A 17,722-nucleotide genomic window follows, 5' to 3' on the forward strand; every position below is an offset into this window, starting at 1 on the left:
GGGCTGCTTGGTCGCCCGGGGGGAACTCCGTTCCCCCCGATGCCCCCCATGCCAGGGTCCAGCCGGACCCTGGACCGGGATCAATTGACGATGGTCCAGGGGGGTCTCCCCCCTGGCGGATGGGGTGTGGGGAAGGCAGCGCCTTCCCCACGACTGCCCCGCCCATGAACCTCCCCCTCACCCCCCGCCAGGAAGCCGAGTTCGAGCAGGGCCGGGCCTCCGACCCGCTCTCCTCCGCCTGGGTCGGTGCCTCGGCGGGCTCCGGCAAGACCAAGGTGCTGACGGACCGCGTGCTGCGGCTGCTGCTGGCGCCGGGCACGCGGCCGGCCAGCATCCTCTGCCTGACCTTCACAAAGGCGGCCGCGGCGGAGATGGCGACGCGGCTCGCGCGCGAACTCGGCCGCTGGGCGGTCGATCCCGAATCGCGCCTGGCCGATCGGCTGGCCCGGCTGCTCGGCCGCGCGCCGACGCGGGACGACCTCGACACCGCCCGCAGCCTGTTCTGCCGGGTGCTGGAACTGCCGGGCGGCATGCGGATCAGCACCATCCACGCCTTCTGCCAGTCCCTGCTGCGTGCCTTCCCGCTGGAAGCCGGCCTCGCGCCGCAATTCGGCGTCGTCGAGGATGCCGATGCCCGCACCCTGCTGGCGGAGGCGCGGGAGGCCGTGCTGGCGGGGCCGATGACGCCGCGGGAGGCGCTGGAGGCGCTGGCCAGCCTGGTGCCGCCGGAATCCTTCGCCCGCCTGGTGCAGGCCCTCGATGGCGACCGCGAACGCCTCTCCGCCGCGCTGCGCGGCACCGGGTCGCTGGAAGGTCTCTGCGCCGCCATCGCCGGCCACCTCGGCCTGCCGGATGGCGCGCATGAGGCGAGCCTGGTGGCGCTGGCGGCGGAGCAGGTGGACCGCCAGGCCGTGATGGCCGCCCGCCTCCTCCAGGCCAGCCGGAACGAGAACGACCAGGCGCGGGGGCTCCGCATCCTCACCTGGCTCGAACTCCACCCCGCCCACCGCGCCGCGCGCTGGGGGGAATGGGCGGAGATCTTCCTGACCAGGGAAGGCACGCCCCGCAAATCCATGGCGACCAAGCAGGTCGGCCCCCGCCAGGCCGAATGCGCGGAAGTGCTGGCGCGGGAGGCCGAGCGCATCGCGGCGCTGGAGGGCAGCCGCCGCGCCTGCCGCCTGCTGGCCGCGACGCGCGCGCTGCTGGCGCTCGGCGCGCCGGTTCTGCAGGGCTATGCCGCGCGCAAGCAGGCGCGCGGGCTGATGGATTATGACGACCTGATCCTCTCCGCCCAGCGCGTGCTGCAGGACCCCGGCAGCGCCTGGGTGCTGTTCAAGCTGGATGGCGGCCTGGACCACGTGCTGCTGGACGAGGCGCAGGACAGCAACCCCGCGCAATGGGGCATCGCCGCCGCGCTGACGGAGGAATTCTTCGCCGGCGCCGGCCGCGAATCCCGCCGTGATGAGCCGCCCACGCCCCGTACCATCTTCGCGGTGGGTGACATCAAGCAGTCCATCTACGGCTTCCAGGGGGCGGACGCCGCCGGCTTCGCGCGGTGGAAGGGCCATTTCGGGCGCCGCATCGCCGCGGTGGGGGAGGCGCTGCGCGACGTCCAGCTCAAGGTCTCCTTCCGCTCCACCGCGCCGGTGCTGGCCCTGGTCGACGCCGTTTTCGCGGAGGGCGAGGCGCGGGACGGCGTGGTGAACCCCGGCGAGGAATTGCTGCATCGCCCCGACCGCGCCGGCCATGCGGGCCGGGTCGAGCTCTGGCCCATGCTGGAAGCGGCACCGACGGAGCCGCCGCCACCCTGGGAGGTGCCGGAAGCCCCCGCCCAGGCGACCGGCGCTGATGCGCTGCTGGCGGAGGCGATCGCCGCGCGCATCGCGCAGTGGATCAAGTCCCGCACCCCGCTGGAAAGCCGCGGCCGACCCATCCGTGCCGGCGACATCCTGGTGCTGCTGCGCAAGCGATCCGGCGGGCTGCTGCCCCGCCTGGTGCGCGCGTTGAAGGAACGCGGCGTGCCCGTGGGCGGCGCCGACCGCATCCGCCTGATCGAGCAGATCGCGGTGCAGGACCTGCTGGCGCTGGCCGATGTCCTGCTGCTGCCCGATGACGATCTGCAACTCGCCGCCCTGCTGAAATCGCCGCTCATCGGCCTCGATGAGGACCAGCTCTTCGCGCTCGCCCATGGCCGCACCACCAGCCTCTGGGCCGTGCTGCAGAAGGCGCGCGGGGCGGAGACGCCGGAGGGCAGGGCCGCCGACTGGATCGCCGGGCTGATGGCGCGCGCGGACCTGGTGACGCCCCATGCGCTGTTTGCGGAGGTGCTGGGCGAGCACAAGGGGCGGGAGAGGCTGCTGAAGCGCCTCGGCCCCGATGCCGCCGACCCCGTCGATGAATTCCTCAACGCGGCGCTCGACCATGGCAGCCGCCACCCGCCGAGCCTGCAGCACTTCGTCGGCTGGCTGCGGCGTGGCGGGGCGGAGGTGAAGCGGGAACAGGAAGGTGCCGGCGATGCCGTGCGCATCATGACCGTGCACGGCGCCAAGGGCCTCCAGGCCCCAATCGTCATCCTGCCGGACACCATGGGCGGCGGCCGCGACCAGGCGGATGTGCGCTGGCATGTGCCGGAGGAGGGTGTGCCCCTGCCGCTCTGGGCGCCCAACAAGGACCACCACGCCCCCGCCTATTCGGCCCTGCTCGCCGCCGAGAAGCAGGCGCGGGCGGAGGAGGAGCACCGGCTGCTCTATGTCGCCCTGACCCGGGCGGAGGACCGGCTGCTGGTCTGCGGCTGGCAGAAGAAGCGCCCGAAGGACGCGCCCTGGAAGCAGGGCACCTGGTACGACCTCGTCGCCCGCGGCTTCGCCCGCCTGGATACCACGGTCCCGGAGCCCTTCGACCCGGAGGCGTTCGGCGCCCCCGCCGAATGCCGCTTCGCGACGGGGGAGGCGATGGTGCTCGCCACGCCGCAGGAAACGGCCCCCGTGCCGGATGGCCGCGACACGCCGCCCCCCGCCGCGGCCGACCTGCCGGCCTGGGCGCGCCGGCCCGCACCGCCGGAGGGGGTGGTGGACGCGCTCGCCCCCTCCGCCGTGCCGGGGGAGAATGAGGGCGGACCCGCCGCCGCGCCGCATGGCGCCGCGGACCCCACCGGCCGCCGCTTCCGCCGCGGCCGGATCGTCCATGCCCTGCTGCAGCACCTGCCGGACCAGGACCCCGCCCGGCGCCAGGAAGCCGGCCGCGCCTTCCTCGCCCGGCCGGGCCATGGGCTCGATCCCGCGGAGCAGGCGGAGACGCTGGCGGAGGTGATGGCGCTGCTGGACGCGCCCGGGATCGCCGCCGCCTTCGGCCCCGGCAGCCTGGCGGAGGCGCCCATCGCCGGGCAGGTCGGGGACCTTCTCGTCAGCGGCCAGGTGGACCGGCTGCTGGTCGCGCCCGACCGCGTGCTGGTGCTGGACTACAAGACCAACCGCCCGCCGCCATTGACGGTCGAATCGGTCCCGTCCCTCTACCTCCGGCAGATGGCCGCCTACCGCGCCGTGCTGTCCCGCGCCTTTCCCGGGCGTGCGGTGGAATGCGTGCTCGTCTGGACCTATGGCGCCCGACTCATGCCGCTTCCGGGTGAGTTGCTGGATCGACATGCGCCAGGCGCATGACGGCCTGCGTGGCCCTCACGTGACCCTTGCTTGACCGGGCCCGGCCCCGCCACGATCTTGCCATGAAAGGCCGGGCCCCCGCCCGGCGCTGGAGACGACCCCCCATGAGTGACCTCACCAAGGCCGTGACCGACGACAGCTTCCGGCAGGATGTGCTGGAGGCCCCCGGCCCCGTGCTGGTGGATTTCTGGGCCGAGTGGTGCGGCCCCTGCCGCATGGTGGCCCCCATCCTCGACGAGATCGCCAAGGAATACGAAGGCAAGCTGACCATCGCGAAGGTGAACATCGACGACAACCCGATGACGCCGAACGACTACGCGGTGCGCGGCATCCCGACCATGATCCTGTTCAAGGACGGCAAGCCGGTGGACACCAAGGTCGGCGCGCTGCCCAAGGGCGCCATGAAGGAATGGGTCGCCAGCAAGCTGGGATGATGCATCCAGGCGGGCTCGGCTGACGATCCGCGGCGGGGTGCTTCCGGGCAACCCGCCGCTTCCTACATGCGGCGCATGATGAACCGCCGCACGCTGCTCACCGCCTCCCTCGCCGCCCTGCCGCTGCCGGCCCTCGCCCAATCCGGCGACACGGTGCGGTCGGACCGCGCCGCCTTCCGGCTCACCACGCTGGCGACGGGCCTCGACAGGCCCTGGGGCGCGGCGCTGCTGCCCGATGGCAGCCTGCTCGTCACCGAACGTCCCGGCGGGCTGCGGCGCGTGACGCCATCCGGGGAGGTCTCGGCGCCGCTGGCCGGCGTGCCGGAGGTCGAGGCCCGCGGCCAGGGCGGCATGCTCGACATCGCCATCGCCCCGGATTTCGCCCGGACGCGCGAAGTCTACCTCTCCCACGCCATGCTGGTGCAGGGCGGCGCACTGACGCGGCTGACCCGCGCGCGGCTTTCCGCCGATGCGACGGCGCTGGAGGGTGTGACGCCGATCCTCGACGCCACCCCGGCGCAGCCCAGCGGCCGCAACCATTATGGCAGCCGGATCGCCTTCGGCCCCGATGGCCGCCTCTACCTCTCCACCGGCGACCGCATGAACGACAAGATGCGGTCGCAGCGCCTGGACGACCTGGCCGGCAAGATCCTGCGGTTGGAACGCGATGGCAGCGCGGCCGCGGGCAACCCCTTCCTCGGGCGCGGCGACGCGCGGGCCGAAATCTTCTCCTACGGACACCGCAACCCGCAGGGCCTCGCCTTCAATCCCTGGACCGGCGGGCTGTGGCAGGCGGAATTCGGCGCCCGCGGCGGCGACGAGATCAACCTCGTTCGCCCCGGCCTCAACTATGGCTGGCCCGTCGTCAGCCACGGCGTGGACTACAATGGCAGCCCGATCGGCACCGGCCAGAAGGAGGCACCGGGCATCGAGGCGCCGCTGCATTTCTGGACGCCCTCGGTCAGCCCCTCCGGCATCAACTTCTACACCGGCAACGCCTTCCCCGGCTGGTCCCGCAGCCTCTTCGTCGCCGCCCTCAACCCGCCCGGCCTGGTGCGGCTGGAGACGGAAGGCGAGCGCGTGGTGGCGGAGGAGCGCCTGCTCTTCGATCGCCGCATCCGCATGCGCCAGGTGGTGGTGGCGGCGGATGGCGCGCTGCTGGTGCTGACGGATGAGGGGCGGGGCAGAATTCTTCGATTGATACCCGCGTAACCTTTCGTCGGCGGCGCGCGAAGGCGGGTCAGCCCCGGGAGAACCGCCATGCAACGCCGCGCCATCATCGCCTGCCTCGCCACCCTGCCGCTGCTGCCGCGCCCGGCCGCGGCGGCGCAGCGCCAACCCTTCACGGAGGCGGCGCTGGAGGCGGCGCAGGCCGCGGACCGGCCCATCCTCATCGAGGTGACGGCCCCCTGGTGTCCGACCTGCCGCGCGCAGAAGCCGCATGTCGATGCCGTTGCGGCCGACCCGCGCATGGCGGGCGCGGTGCTGCTCTCCATCGACTTCGACAGCCAGAAGGACGCGCTTCGCCGGTTCCAGGTGCGGTCCCAATCCACCCTGATCGCCATGAAGGGGCGGGAGGAGCGCGGCCGCGCCACCGGCATCACCGATGGCGCCGCCATCCGGGACCTGCTGTTCCGCGCGCTGTAGCCCGGCCGTGACCACCCTGCTGCTGGCGGGGCTGGCGGGAATCCTCGCCAGCCTGTCGCCCTGCGTCCTGCCGATCCTGCCCATCGTGCTGGCGGCTGCCGGCGCGGAACACCGCCTGGGGCCGCTGGCCCTGGCCGGTGGCCTCGCGGTGAGCTTCGCCGGCGCCGGCATGGTGCTGGGACTGGTCGGCTTCGCGATCGGGCTGGATGCGGAGGTGCTGCGCGTCGCCGCGGCGGTGCTGATGCTGGCGGCCGGCATCGCCCTGCTGGCGGCGGGTCTGGCCGCGCGGCTTTCCGCCGCGGCTGAACACGCCCTGCAGCCGGTGACGGCCTTCGCGGCGCGGATGACCGCGCGCGGCGTGGGCGGACAGTTCGCGCTCGGTGCCGTGCTCGGCCTGGCCTGGGCGCCCTGCACGGGCCCGGCGCTTGGCGCGGCGGTGGCGCTCTCCGCCCGGGCGGAGACGGCGCCGCAGGCGGCGCTCACCATGCTGGCCTTCGCGCTCGGCGCCGCGCTGCCGCTCGTGGCGCTCGGCTATGCCGCGCGGGGTTCCGTGCCGTTGCTGCGTCGGCGCCTCGGCGGCCTCGGCCAGGCCATGCGCCCGGTCCTGGGTGGTGCGCTGGCGCTGTTCGGCCTGCTGGTGCTTACCGGTCTCGACAAGCGGATCGAGGCGGTGGCGACGGCGGCGCTGCCCGAAGCCTGGGTGGACCTCGTCGTGCGGTTCTGACCGTCCTGGGGCAGGACCGCCGTGGCGGCGGTTCCTCACCTCAATGGTCGTAGTGCAGCCGTAGCTCCCGGCGGCCATCGGGCAGGGTCAGCTCCACGACCCGGTCGGCGGCGTGCCAGAGCAGGAGCGCCGCGAGATGCCGCTCCATCACCGCCGGATCGGCCTCCGGCGACGGCACGGGCGCCTCGCTGTCGCGCAAGGGCTGGCCGCGCCAGCGCAGCGCGACATCCAGGTTGAATTCGTCGAAGCGGCCCGTGACCTCGATCGCCGTGCCGGGATCGGCTTGGTGGGCGAGCAGCCCGGCCGCTTCCTCCATCGCGCCGCGCAGCCGCGCCACCACCTCCGCCCGCGCGCCCCAGGCGCTGCCGGCCTCCGTCGCGAAATCCTCCAGCGCCGCATGGCCCTGCGCGGGCTGCCAGGTTGCGTCGCGCTGGCGGGTGGCGCCGGCGCGGAAGGCGGCGTTCAGCAGCAGCCCCACCACCAGCCCCAGTACGAGGGAGGAGGTCAGCAGCAGCCGGGCCGCATCCGGCAGGGTGGCGAAGACCTGCGGCGCGGCGTCGTAGGACACGCCGATGACGAAGGCCGCGCCCACCACCAGGCTGCGCCGCGCATCCAGGGCGCGCTGCACGACGATGCCCATGCCGGTGACGACGATGAAAGCGGCGGCGAAGAACAGCGCCGCGCCCAGCACGCCGCGCGGCACGGCCAGCACCAGCGCCGGTGCGCCAGGCACCAGGCCGAGGGCGATCCACATCACGCCGACCGCGATGGCGACGCGCCGCGCCATGATGCCGGTGGCGATGGAGAGGCCGACGCTGGCCGTATAGGTGTTCGTCCCCGGCACGCCGATCACCCCGGCCATGACGGTGCCCAGCCCATCCGCCAGCACGCCGGCGCGGATCGAGCCGAAATCCGGCCGCTTCCAGCCGGGATCATTCGCGCGCTGGCAGGCGACGATGTCGCCGGAGGCGCGGACCAGGCAGGCCAGCGCGCCGACCAGCACCCCGGGCAGCAGCGCCCACGGGAAGGCCGGCGTCGCGATCGGCCAGGCCACGAGTTGCGGCGCCGGCAAGGCCATGGCCCCGGCGCCCCCGGCCACCAGAAGCACCACCAGGTGGGTGGCAATGCCGGCGCCGAGCCCCGCCAGCACCGCGAGCGGCCGCCAGCGTGGCCCGCCCCACGCCGTCAGCGCGATGATGACCAGCAACGCGACGATGGGTGCCACCATGTCATGCGCCGGATTCCGCGCGCCGGGCCCGATGCCGATCATCAGCCGCAGGCCGAGCAGCCCGAGCACGAGGCCGATCATCAGCACGACGAGGCCGGCCAGTTCGGTAGGCAGGTAGGGCCGCAGCCGATGCACCAGGAAGGACAGCGCGATCTGGGTCGCCCCCGCCGCCAGCGTCAGCCCGGCCACGGCGCCGAGCCCGCCCATCTGCGCCGCGATGAGGGAGGGCGGCAGGTAGACCGCGGTGAAGACGGAGGGCAGCAGGAAGCCCGATCCGATGCCATGCCGCCCCCAGGCCTGCAGCAGCGTCGAGATGCCGAGCGCCACCATCGCCAGCGCGATGACATTCGTCACCATCTCGGGCGGTGCGCCCGCGGCCTCCGCCACCACCAGCGGGAAGACCAGCGTGACGGCGCCGAGGCCCACATGCTGGAGTGCGGCCGGCCAGACGACCGAGGGCGGCGGGCTCGAATCGAGAGCCCAGGCAGCCCGCGTCCCGGTTGTCATGCGCCGACGATCTCCCCGTTTGGTTGCGACAACCGTAATCCTGCGCGCATCGCATCCCGCCGGGGGCGGCGTCAACGTTTCGTCAGCGTGGCGGGGAGCCGTCCAGCTTCAGCACCTCGCCCGCGAGGTAGAGGCTGCCGCAGATGAGTACGCGGGATGGCGGGCCATCCTTCGGGATCGCCGCCAGCGCCTGTTCCACCGTGCCGCCCGCCGTGGCGGCGCCGCCGCTGGCGGCGATGATGGCCTCGATCGGCATGGCCAGGTGCTGGCCGGGCTCCGCGATGGCCTGCAGGGTCGCGGCCTGTGGGATCAGCGGCGCCAGGAACTCGCTGGCCTGCTTGGAGGATTTCATGCCGACCAGCAGGTGGCAGGGGCGGTCCGCGAAGGCGGTGCGGAGATGCTCGCCCAGCACCACGCCGGCGCCGGCATTGTGCCCGCCATCCAGCCAGAGCTCCCAGCCCGGCGGCAGCAGCGCCGAAAGCCGCCCGGTCAAACGCTGCATCCGTGCCGGCCATGTGGCGGTGGCGAGGCCGCGCGCGATGGCCTCCGCCGTCAGCCAGTCCGGGTTCCAGGCGCGGAGCGTCGCGATGGCGATGCCGGCATTATCCGCCTGGTGCGGCCCGGCCAGCGCCGGCGGCGGCAGGTCCAGCACGCCCGCCTCGTCCTGCCAGCGCAGCCGCCCGTCAGGCTGCCGCGCCACATCCCAGGCCTCGCCGCGCGCCAGCAGCGGCGCGCCCTGGTCAGCGGCCACCTGTCGCAGCACGGCGGCCGCGCCGGGTGCCTGCGCGCCGGTGGCGCAGGGCACGCCGGGCTTGATGATCCCCGCCTTCTCGAAGGCGATTTTCTCGAGTGTATCGCCGAGGAAATCCATGTGGTCCATGGAGATGCTGGTGATCGCGGTCGCCACCGGGTCGATGACGTTCGTCGCATCGAAGCGGCCGCCGAGGCCCACTTCCAGCACCAGCAAGTCGGCCGGGACGGACGCGAACAGGTGGAGGGCGACGGCCGTCGTCACCTCGAACACCGTGATCGGCGCGCCGGCATTCACGCGCTCCACATGCTCCAGCGCCTCGGTCAGCGCCTCCTCGCTCACCAGCGTGCCGGCGAGCCGGATGCGCTCATGGAACCGCACCAGGTGCGGAGAGGTGTAGACGTGGACGCGCAGGCCGGCGGCTTCCGCGATGGCGCGGAGGAAAGCGCTCGTGCTGCCCTTGCCGTTGGTGCCGGCGACGTGGATGACCGGCGGCAGGCGCCGCTCCGGATGGCCGAGCTTCGCCAGGCAATCCCGCATGCGCCCCAGGCTGAGGTCGATCAGCACGGGATGCAGCTTGTGCAGACGATCGATAATCGCCTCGCTGCGCGAGGCCGTGATGGTGCTCACGCCGGCTTGGGTGCCTCGGCCGGGGCTTCGGGGGCCGGGAGCGCCGGCAGTTCGGGCACCGGCGTCGTGATCGGCATCGGCTCCCGCAGCAGGGAGATCACGCGCGCCAGGGTCGCCCGCATGTCGTGCCGCTTCACCACCATGTCGAGGATGCCGTGTTCCAGCAGGTATTCGGCGCGCTGGAAGCCCTCCGGCAGCTTCTCCCGCACCGTCTGCTCGATCACGCGCGCGCCGGCGAAGCCGATCATGGCGCCGGGCTCCGCGATGTGGATGTCGCCCAGCATGGCGAAGCTGGCCGTCACGCCGCCCGTGGTCGGGTCGCACATCACGACGATGAAGGGCAGGCCCGCTTCCTTCACCATGCGCGTCGCGATCACGGTGCGCGGCATCTGCATCAGGCTGACCGTGCCTTCCTGCATGCGCGCCCCGCCGGAGGCGGTGAAGACGATCAGCGGCGCATCCTGCAGCACCGCGAGCTTGGCGGCCGTGACCAGCGCCTCACCCACGCCCGCGCCCATGGACCCGCCCATGAAGGCGAATTCGAAGGCGGCGACGACGGCCTTGCGGCCCTCGATGCTGCCCTGCGCGACCAGCACCGCGTCATCCATCGCGTTCTTCTGCTGGGCTTCCTTCAGCCGGTCGCCGTAGCGCCGCTGGTCGCGGAAGCGCAGCGGGTCCGCCGGCGCCTTCGGCAGCTCGATCCGGGACCAGCCCTCATCCAGCGTCGCCTTCACCCGCGCATTGGCGGAAAGCCGCATGTGGTGCCCGCAATGGGTGCAGACATGCAGGTTCCGCTCGAGGTCGCGGTGGAAGATCATCTGCTCGCAGGACGGGCATTTGTGCCAGAGGTTGTCCGGCACTTCCCGGGTTCCCCCGAAGATCGCCTTCACCTTGGGCAGGGCCCAGTCGCTGATCCAGTTCACTTCGTTCATGCCCTCAAGCGCCGGGCGCGCGCATCCGCGCGCTTGGCTCGCCGGACTGCCGGCGGCGCCCGTTCGGGCGCTCGGCGCGCCGTCGGCGCGCCGCCAGTCCTAGGCGGGGAGGTAGGGCGGGATGGGGGGTGGGTGCAAGTCCCGCGGTCAGCCGCCCGGCCTGCGGAACCTGACCAGGATATCGACCTCGCCCGGTCGCTCGGCCAGCGCCTGGCGGAGGATGGCGATCAGCGTCTCCGGTGAGACGTCGAGGTCCACGACCTGCGCCGTCTCCTCATAGAGCAGGTGGGAATGCGGCGCGGGCACGGTGTCGAAGACCGGCTCCGTCCCCGTGCTCGGCAGCCGCGCCAGCAGCCCGTGCTGTTCCAGCGTGGCCAGCTGGGACGCCAGCTCGGCAGCGGACAGGCCGAGCCCGGCCGCGGCCGCCAGCCGATCGATCTCGCCGCGCGTCAGATGCGTCTCCGCCGCGGCGCGGAGCGCGATCAGCAGCCGCGCCAGCTTTCCCTGCGCCGGCAAGCCCGCGCGGCGCAGCTCTCCGCGCGCTGCGGTTTCCACCGCCTGCGCCATGGCCTCCTCCCCGGTCCTGCCTTGTCGGCTTGCAAACAGGGGGCGGCACCCCTCGCCTGGATGCCGCCCCCCCCTCGTCAACGCTTACGCCAGATCGAAGCGGTCCGCGTTCATCACCTTCGTCCAGGCGGCGACGAAGTCCTCCACGAAGCGCTGCTGGCCATCGGCCTGGCCATAGACCTCCGCGATCGCCCGCAGCTGGGAGTTGGAGCCGAAGACGAGGTCGACGCGCGTCGCCGTCCACTTCACCTGGCCCGTGGCGCGGTCACGCCCGATGAACTCCTGCGCCGCCTCGGAGGTCGGCGTCCAGGCCGTGCCCATGTCGAGCAGGTTGACGAAGAAGTCGTTCGTCAGCGTGCCGACGCGGCTGGTGAAGACGCCGTTGGCGGCGCCGACATGCGTGCCGAGCACCCGCATGCCGCCAACCAGCACCGTCATCTCCGGCGCCGTCAGCGTCAGCAGCTGGGCGCGGTCCACCAGAAGCTCCTCCGCCGTCAGGGCGAACTGCTTCTTCAGGTAGTTGCGGAAGCCATCCGCCTCCGGCTCCAGCACCGCGAAGCTCTCGACATCCGTCTGCTCCTGCGTCGCATCGGTGCGGCCCGGGCTGAAGGGCACGGTGATGCCGACCCCCGCGCGCCGCGCCGCTTCCTCCACGCCCGCATTGCCGCCGAGCACGATGAGGTCGGCCAGCGAGACCTGCTTGCCGCCGCCCGCCTTCGCATTGAAGGAGGCCTGGATCGCCTCCAGCTTGCCCAGCACCTTGGCCAGCTGCGCCGGCTGGTTCACCGCCCAGTCCTTCTGCGGCGCCAGCCGGATGCGCGCGCCATTGGCGCCACCCCGCTTGTCGGAACCCCGGAAGGTGCTGGCGGAGGCCCAGGCGGTGGAGACGAGCTCCGAGACGCTGAGCCCGGAGGCCAGGATCTCCGCCTTCAGAGCCGCGATGTCGCCGGCATCCACCAGCGCATGCGTCACCGGCGGCACCGGGTCCTGCCAGATCAGGTCCTCGGCGGGCACGAGCGGGCCGAGGTAGCGGGCCTTCGGCCCCATGTCGCGATGGGTCAGCTTGAACCAGGCGCGGGCGAAGGCATCGGCGAACTGGTCGGGGTTCTTGTGGAACCGCTCGCTGATCGCGCGATAGGCCGGGTCCATCTTCATCGCCATGTCCGCCGTCGTCATCATCGGCGGGTGGCGCTTGGACGGATCATGCGCATCCTCGACCAGTGTCCAGGCGGCCCGGTCCTTCGGGTGCCACTGATGGGCGCCGGCCGGCGACTTGTGCAGCTCCCACTCATGGCCGAGCAGCATGTCGAAGTAGCCCATGTCCCAGGTGGTGGGGTTGGGCTTCCAGGCGCCCTCGATGCCGGAGGTGATGGCATCGCCGCCCACGCCCGACTTCCAGGTGCTGAGCCAGCCGAGGCCCATCGCCTCCAGCGGCGCGCCCTCGGGCTCCCGCCCCACATGGTCGGCGGGGCCGGCGCCATGCGCCTTGCCGAAGGTGTGGCCGCCAGCCACCAGCGCCACCGTCTCCTCGTCGTTCATCGCCATGCGCGCGAAGGTCTCACGGATGTCGCGGCCGGAGGCGACGGGGTCCGGCGTGCCGTTCGGGCCTTCCGGATTCACATAGATCAGGCCCATCTGCACCGCGGCCAGCGGGCTCGCGAGTTCGCGGTCGCCGGAATAGCGCGTGTCACCCAGCCAGGTGTCCTCGGCGCCCCAGTAGATGTCCTCCTCCGGCTCCCAGATGTCGGCGCGGCCGCCGGCGAAGCCGAAGGGCTTCAGCCCCATGGATTCGATCGCGCAGTTGCCCGCGAAGATGAACAGGTCGGCCCAGGAGATGCGGTTGCCGTATTTCTGCTTGATCGGCCACAGCAGGCGCCGCGCCTTGTCGAGGTTGCCGTTGTCCGGCCAGCTGTTCTCCGGCGCGAAGCGATGCGCGCCATTGCCGGCGCCGCCACGGCCATCGCCCGTGCGGTAGGTGCCCGCGCTGTGCCAGGCCATGCGGATGAAGAAGGGCCCGTAATGCCCGTAGTCGGCCGGCCACCAGGGCTGGGAGACCTTCATCAGCGCGAAGATGTCCTGCTTCAGCGCCTCGATGTCGAGCTTCTTGAACTCCTCCGCATAGTTGAAGGCCGGGCCCATCGGGCTGACCTTGCTGGAATGCTGGTGGAGGATCTTGAGGTTCAGCTGGTTCGGCCACCAGTCCCGGTTCGACCGCCCGCCGAAGGTCGCATGCTTCGGGCTGCCATGCACGGTCCCGTGCATCACCGGGCACTTGCCCGCGCCCGCCCCACCATGTCCGTCCATCGTTCTCTCTCCGTTGCTGGCCGTGCCATTCCCCCACGCCCTTCCGGGCGCGTGGCGTCGCGGGAGGCTAGCGGGGGAGGCGGGATAGGCGGAAGCGAATTGGTTCTACCGGTTCGATAGATCGTGACTATAATGTAAGGCGATCTGACCGATGACCTGCCGATGAAACCCTGCCGATGAACCTGCGCGACCTCCGCTACCTCCTCGCCGTCGCCGAGCATGGCCATTTCGGCCGCGCGGCGGAGGCCTGCGGCATCAGCCAGCCCACCCTCTCCGTCCAGCTCCGCAAGCTTGAGGAGTTGCTCGGCGTCACGCTGTTCGAGCGCGCGAGCAAATCCGTGGTCCCGACCGCGGCCTGCGAACGCCTGATCGGCCATGTCCGGAGCGCGGTGGCGGAGGCCGACACCATCCTCGATGTCGCGCGCAGCCTGCGGGATCCGCTGGCCGGGCGCTTCCGGCTCGGCATCATCCCGACGCTGGCGCCCTACCTGCTTCCCCTCGTCTTCGGCCCGCTGCGGGATGGGCTGCCGGCGCTGGAGGTGGAGCCCTGGGAGGACCAGACCGCGGCGCTGCTCGACCGGCTGCGGTCGCATGACCTGGATGCCGCGCTGCTGGCGACGGAGGCCGATGGGCCTGACCTCGCGGGGCAGGTCCTCTTCGCGGAGCCCTTCCTGGCCGCCCTGCCGCCCGACCACCGCCTGGCGGGGCGCGAGGCGGTGGAGGAGGCGGAACTCGCCGCCGACATGCTGGTGCTGTCGGACGGCCACTGCCTGCGGGACCAGGTGCTGGCGGCGTGCGGCACCCAGGGTGGCGCGCTGGGCGGCACGCTGCGCGCGGCCAGCCTCTCCACCCTGCTGAACATGGTGGCGGCGGGCTACGGCACCACGCTGATCCCGGGCCTCGCCGCCGGCGTCGCCCAGGATGCGGGGCTGGTGCTGCGGCCGCTCGCGACCCCGGCCGGCCGCACCATCCGCATCGTCCACCGCGCCAGTTACCCCCGCCGCGCGGCGGTGGAGGCGGTGGGCGGCGTCATCGCCGGCCGGCTCCGCCACTTCGCGACGCCCTGATCAGGGAAGTCCCGCGAAGCTCACCCCCGGCGGCGGCAGCGCCCCGGGATCGGCGGCCAGCGCCTGGCAGGCGGCGGCGAAGGTGCGGCAGAAGCGGTCCACATGCTTTCCCGTGCCGATGGGATACTGGCAGAGCTTCCAGCGATTGCCGGCCGACCCCTCGAAGCGCAGCGACCCCGCATTGTAGGCGGCCGCCACCAGCGGCGGGTCGAAGCGCGTCTGCGCGGCCTGGCGCCACATCATCGCCATGCCGGCGCGGATGGAGGTGGAGGGGTTCTCCAGCGCCGCCAGCGTGATCCCTTCATCCCCCAGCACCTCCCGCGCCGTGGAGAGCAGGGTCTGCGTCAGCCCGACCGAGACGCGGCGCGGCGTGAGGGAGGGATCGACCGGGTCGCAGCCCGGCTCCAGCCGGCGCGCGGCGGGCAGGCCGCCGGATTCCGTGCAGATGGTCGCCATCACCAGTTCCGCCGGCACCGGGAAGCGGGCGGCGGCGGTCGCGATGGCGTTGCCGTAGTCGCGCAGCACCCGCGCCGCCAGCGCCGCCTCCGCGGCCGAAGGTTTCTCCAGCGCCCCCTCCACCTCGATCCCCCCCGGCACCAGGCGCCAGGCAACGCCGCCGGGGAAGCGGGTATGGGGGGTGCGCAGCGCGGCCAGCGTCGCGGGGTCCAGCACCGCCTGCAGCCCGGTCGCCAGCGCGGCGGCGACGCGCGCCTCCCCGTTCAGCGCCGCCCAGGTGACGGGGCCGAGCACGCCATCCTCTGCCAGGCCGCGCCGGCGCTGGAAGGCCTTCACGGCATCCCGGGTCGCGGCGCCGAACAGACCATCGGGCTTCAGCGCCGCGCCGGCACGCTCGTTCAGCAGGCGCTGGGCGCGGAAGACCGCGTCGCCCCGCATCAGGGGCTGGGTGAACCAGAAGCTGCGGGCCAAGGGGGAAGGTGCATCGAGGGTCTGCGACATCAGGGGCACCCCGGGTTCTGGGCGGCGCGGGCCGTGGCGAGGGCGGCGCGGCGCTGGGCAATGCGGTCATCGATCGGCGGCAGGCCGGGCACGGAGGCGGCGGCGGCGACATCCGCCGCCACGACGTCGAGCACCGCGCAGCGGCCGGCTGGCGGGACATCCCCGGCCAGCACGCGGTTCAGCCCGACGCCGGCGCGGTAATGGGCGGCCGGGCCGGCGGGCAGCGATGCCAGCGCGGCCAGGATCGCGTCATTGTCGGCGCGGCGCGCCTCCGCCACCGCCCGGTCGCGCTGGCGTTCCAGCGCCTCCACCAGGCGGAGCGTGGGCTCCGCCCGCTCCGCGGCCGGCGCATCCGCCTGTGTCAGCGCCTCCGCCTGGCGGAAGGCGGGCAGGGCGCAATCGGCACGGCCCTGGTCCTGGCAGGCCACGCCGCGCGCCAGCCACAGCGTGGCGCAGGCGCGGTCCCGCACGCCGCAATCGAAGGCGCGGTCGGCCATGCTGCGCGCCACCGCCGGGTCGCGCCGCACGGAGCCCGCCAGCGCCACCGCCTCCCGCGACGGTTCCGCCCCACAGGCCGCGAGCAGCAGGGGCAGGAGGAGAAGGGCGCGCATCTCAGCCGCTCCCCCCCTCGGCACTGGCGGGCGGGGCGGCTGCCGCCCGCGCCGCGCCCTCCAGGAAATCCGGCGCCGCGAGCCGCGCGGAGACCCGCGCCAGCGTGGCGGGATCCGCCCTGCCGAGCGATTCCACCATGTAGACCAGGCGCTCGATCTCCGCGCCGACGCGGCTGTCCTGCCGGGCGATGCGCACCGCATTGGCCAGCGCGACGGTCGGGATGCTGGCGCCCGCCACGGCCACCTGCGGCAGGTTCAGCCCGGCCAGCGCGGCGGCGCCTGTCATGGCGGCGCGGAAATCCTCGATGGCATCGGCCAGCGCCGCCGGATGGCCCGCGAAGGCCTGGCGCAGTGCCGCCGCGCCGGGCCCTGCCACCCCGCCCGCCAGGATGCGCGCCGCGAGGTCCGGCGCGGCTTCCGGCGGCGTGCCGGCCACGGCTTCCCAGGCGGAGAGCGCCAGCGCGGGCTCCACCGCACCCTGGCTGGCCAGGGCGGCCAGAGGCGGGCAGCGCAGCAGCGCGGCGGCGGCGAGGTTGGCATCCACCACCGGCGGCAGCAGGCCGAGGTCGAGCGGCGTGTCCAGCATGGCGGCCTTCCAGCGCTCGAACCTCTCCCGGTCCCGCACCAGGCCGATGCCCCCCACCACCACCGCCGCCACCAGGCCCGCCGGCCCGGCCAGGGCGCCGATCCCGGCGCTGCCCATCAAGCCGCGCAGCATCCCGTCGATGGGCGCGCTCTCCGCCGCCACGCGCCCGACCGTCGCCATGGCATCGGCCACGGCGTTGCCGACGGGGCCGAGATCGCCGAGGTCCCGCAGCGCCGCCCCCGCCTCCTCCGCCAGCCTGCCGATGCTGGCGACATCCGCCTGGCCGCCGAGCACCGGCGTGATGCGGTCGAGCAGCCCATCGATGCGCGCGAGCGCACGGTCAGCCCCCGCCAGCGCCCCGGTGCCGACGCCGAGCGTGCCGACGACGGCGATCAGCCCGCGCAGCGACTGCAACTGGCCCTGCGCCTCCCGCAGCGTCGCCTGCCAGCCCTGCTGGTCGGGCGTCGCGCCGGCCGCGATGGCGCCGGACTGCGCGCCATTCGCCAGGCTGGCGGTGGCGGCCGTGGTGGCGTCCATCGCGCGGTCCGCCGCGCCGGCCGCCCGCCGCGCCGCATCCGCCGCGCTCTCCGCCACCTGCCGCGCCTGGTCGCCGCTGCGGGCGGCGAAGTAGAAGGAGATGACGGCGCCGATGAACCCGGTCAGCGCCTCGCCCGAGCCGAGGCCGAGCGGCCCCTGCAGCGCCAGCAGCAGGAAGCCCAGCACGATGATGAAGATCGAGAGCAGGGCGCGGATCGACCCCTCCGGCACGCCGAGGGGCAGGTCCATCAGGCGGCCCGGCAACTGCGCCCCTCCGGGCTGTGGCGCCAGGGCCTGCATCTCCCGCGCCAGGCGGCGGAGCATCACCCAGGACCCCGCCAGGAACACCATCAGCACCAGCACCACGCCAAGGGCCGCGACGGGAATCGCCGGCGCCGCGCCGGTCGCCGCGTCCTGTGCGATCGCGGGCGCGGGACCGCTCAGCATGCCGATCGCCAGCGGGATCACGGCCCGCCTCCCGGAGGGAAGTCCCATCGGATCGGACTGAAACAGGACCATTCCGCCATCTCCTCAAGACGGACGGATTTAAATCCTATTCTCCGAACGAATCAAGAACAAACGCC

At 73.2% G+C, this 17,722-nt stretch carries 14 protein-coding genes; 6 read left to right on the top strand and 8 right to left on the bottom strand.

Translation table 11 applies throughout. The features are described 5' to 3' along the window. Positions 1-164: 164 nt before the first annotated feature. The 5 genes from addA to G3576_RS27825 all read left to right on the top strand — a co-directional run bounded on the left by addA (position 165) and on the right by G3576_RS27825 (position 6,461). Positions 165-3,656, top strand: a complete 3,492-nt coding sequence (addA, locus tag G3576_RS27805; RefSeq protein ID WP_164697753.1) for a double-strand break repair helicase AddA — start codon at positions 165-167, stop codon at positions 3,654-3,656. A 104-nt stretch (positions 3,657-3,760) separates the two neighbouring features. Beyond that, positions 3,761-4,090 carry a thioredoxin TrxA gene (gene trxA / locus G3576_RS27810; protein WP_164697754.1) on the top strand — a complete coding sequence of 110 codons (330 nt, stop codon included), beginning with the start codon at positions 3,761-3,763 and terminating at the stop codon, positions 4,088-4,090. Between the two features lie 78 nt (positions 4,091-4,168). Continuing rightward, positions 4,169-5,302, top strand: coding sequence for a PQQ-dependent sugar dehydrogenase (locus tag G3576_RS27815; protein WP_235952493.1), 1,134 nt, complete (start codon positions 4,169-4,171; stop codon positions 5,300-5,302). Between the two features lie 48 nt (positions 5,303-5,350). Then, positions 5,351-5,737 (top strand): thioredoxin family protein, encoded by a 387-nt coding sequence (locus G3576_RS27820; RefSeq protein ID WP_164697756.1) that lies wholly within the window; start codon positions 5,351-5,353, stop codon positions 5,735-5,737. A 7-nt stretch (positions 5,738-5,744) separates the two neighbouring features. Beyond that, positions 5,745-6,461, top strand: a complete 717-nt coding sequence (locus G3576_RS27825; RefSeq protein WP_207623075.1) for a cytochrome c biogenesis CcdA family protein — start codon at positions 5,745-5,747, stop codon at positions 6,459-6,461. A gap of 40 nt (positions 6,462-6,501) precedes the next feature. On the opposite strand, the gene G3576_RS27830 is transcribed toward G3576_RS27825, so the two are convergent. From G3576_RS27830 to katG, 5 genes are all read right to left on the bottom strand, one after another. Next, positions 6,502-8,196 (bottom strand): solute carrier family 23 protein, encoded by a 1,695-nt coding sequence (locus G3576_RS27830; RefSeq protein ID WP_164697758.1) that lies wholly within the window; start codon positions 8,194-8,196, stop codon positions 6,502-6,504. An 82-nt stretch (positions 8,197-8,278) separates the two neighbouring features. Continuing rightward, positions 8,279-9,577, bottom strand: coding sequence for a bifunctional folylpolyglutamate synthase/dihydrofolate synthase (locus tag G3576_RS27835; RefSeq protein WP_407926140.1), 1,299 nt, complete (start codon positions 9,575-9,577; stop codon positions 8,279-8,281). Beyond that, positions 9,574-10,500 carry an acetyl-CoA carboxylase, carboxyltransferase subunit beta gene (gene accD / locus G3576_RS27840; RefSeq protein WP_164697797.1) on the bottom strand — a complete coding sequence of 309 codons (927 nt, stop codon included), beginning with the start codon at positions 10,498-10,500 and terminating at the stop codon, positions 9,574-9,576. The genes G3576_RS27835 and accD overlap by 4 nt, the downstream gene beginning before the upstream one ends. A 156-nt stretch (positions 10,501-10,656) precedes the next feature. Further along, positions 10,657-11,076, bottom strand: coding sequence for a Fur family transcriptional regulator (locus G3576_RS27845; RefSeq protein WP_164697759.1), 420 nt, complete (start codon positions 11,074-11,076; stop codon positions 10,657-10,659). A gap of 84 nt (positions 11,077-11,160) precedes the next feature. Then, positions 11,161-13,380 carry a catalase/peroxidase HPI gene (katG, locus tag G3576_RS27850; RefSeq protein WP_164697760.1) on the bottom strand — a complete coding sequence of 740 codons (2,220 nt, stop codon included), beginning with the start codon at positions 13,378-13,380 and terminating at the stop codon, positions 11,161-11,163. A 176-nt stretch (positions 13,381-13,556) separates the two neighbouring features. Here katG and G3576_RS27855 point away from each other — a divergent pair, with 176 nt between their 5' ends. Then, entirely contained in the window at positions 13,557-14,447 is an 891-nt protein-coding gene (locus tag G3576_RS27855) for a LysR substrate-binding domain-containing protein (protein ID WP_164697761.1), read from the top strand. On the opposite strand, the gene G3576_RS27860 is transcribed toward G3576_RS27855, so the two are convergent. From G3576_RS27860 to G3576_RS27870, 3 genes are read right to left on the bottom strand one after another with little or no spacing between them, the layout of a single operon-like run. Further along, complete coding sequence (locus tag G3576_RS27860) at positions 14,448-15,404, bottom strand: peptidoglycan-binding protein (protein WP_164697762.1); 957 nt, start codon at positions 15,402-15,404, stop codon at positions 14,448-14,450. Continuing rightward, positions 15,404-16,015, bottom strand: coding sequence for a hypothetical protein (locus G3576_RS27865; RefSeq protein ID WP_164697763.1), 612 nt, complete (start codon positions 16,013-16,015; stop codon positions 15,404-15,406). The genes G3576_RS27860 and G3576_RS27865 overlap by 1 nt, the downstream gene beginning before the upstream one ends. Position 16,016: 1 nt before the next feature. After that, complete coding sequence (locus tag G3576_RS27870; RefSeq protein ID WP_164697764.1) at positions 16,017-17,606, bottom strand: hypothetical protein; 1,590 nt, start codon at positions 17,604-17,606, stop codon at positions 16,017-16,019. Positions 17,607-17,722 lie beyond the last annotated feature (116 nt).

This window comes from Falsiroseomonas algicola, assembly GCF_011040385.1.
In the GTDB taxonomy this organism is placed as follows: domain Bacteria; phylum Pseudomonadota; class Alphaproteobacteria; order Acetobacterales; family Acetobacteraceae; genus Falsiroseomonas; species Falsiroseomonas algicola.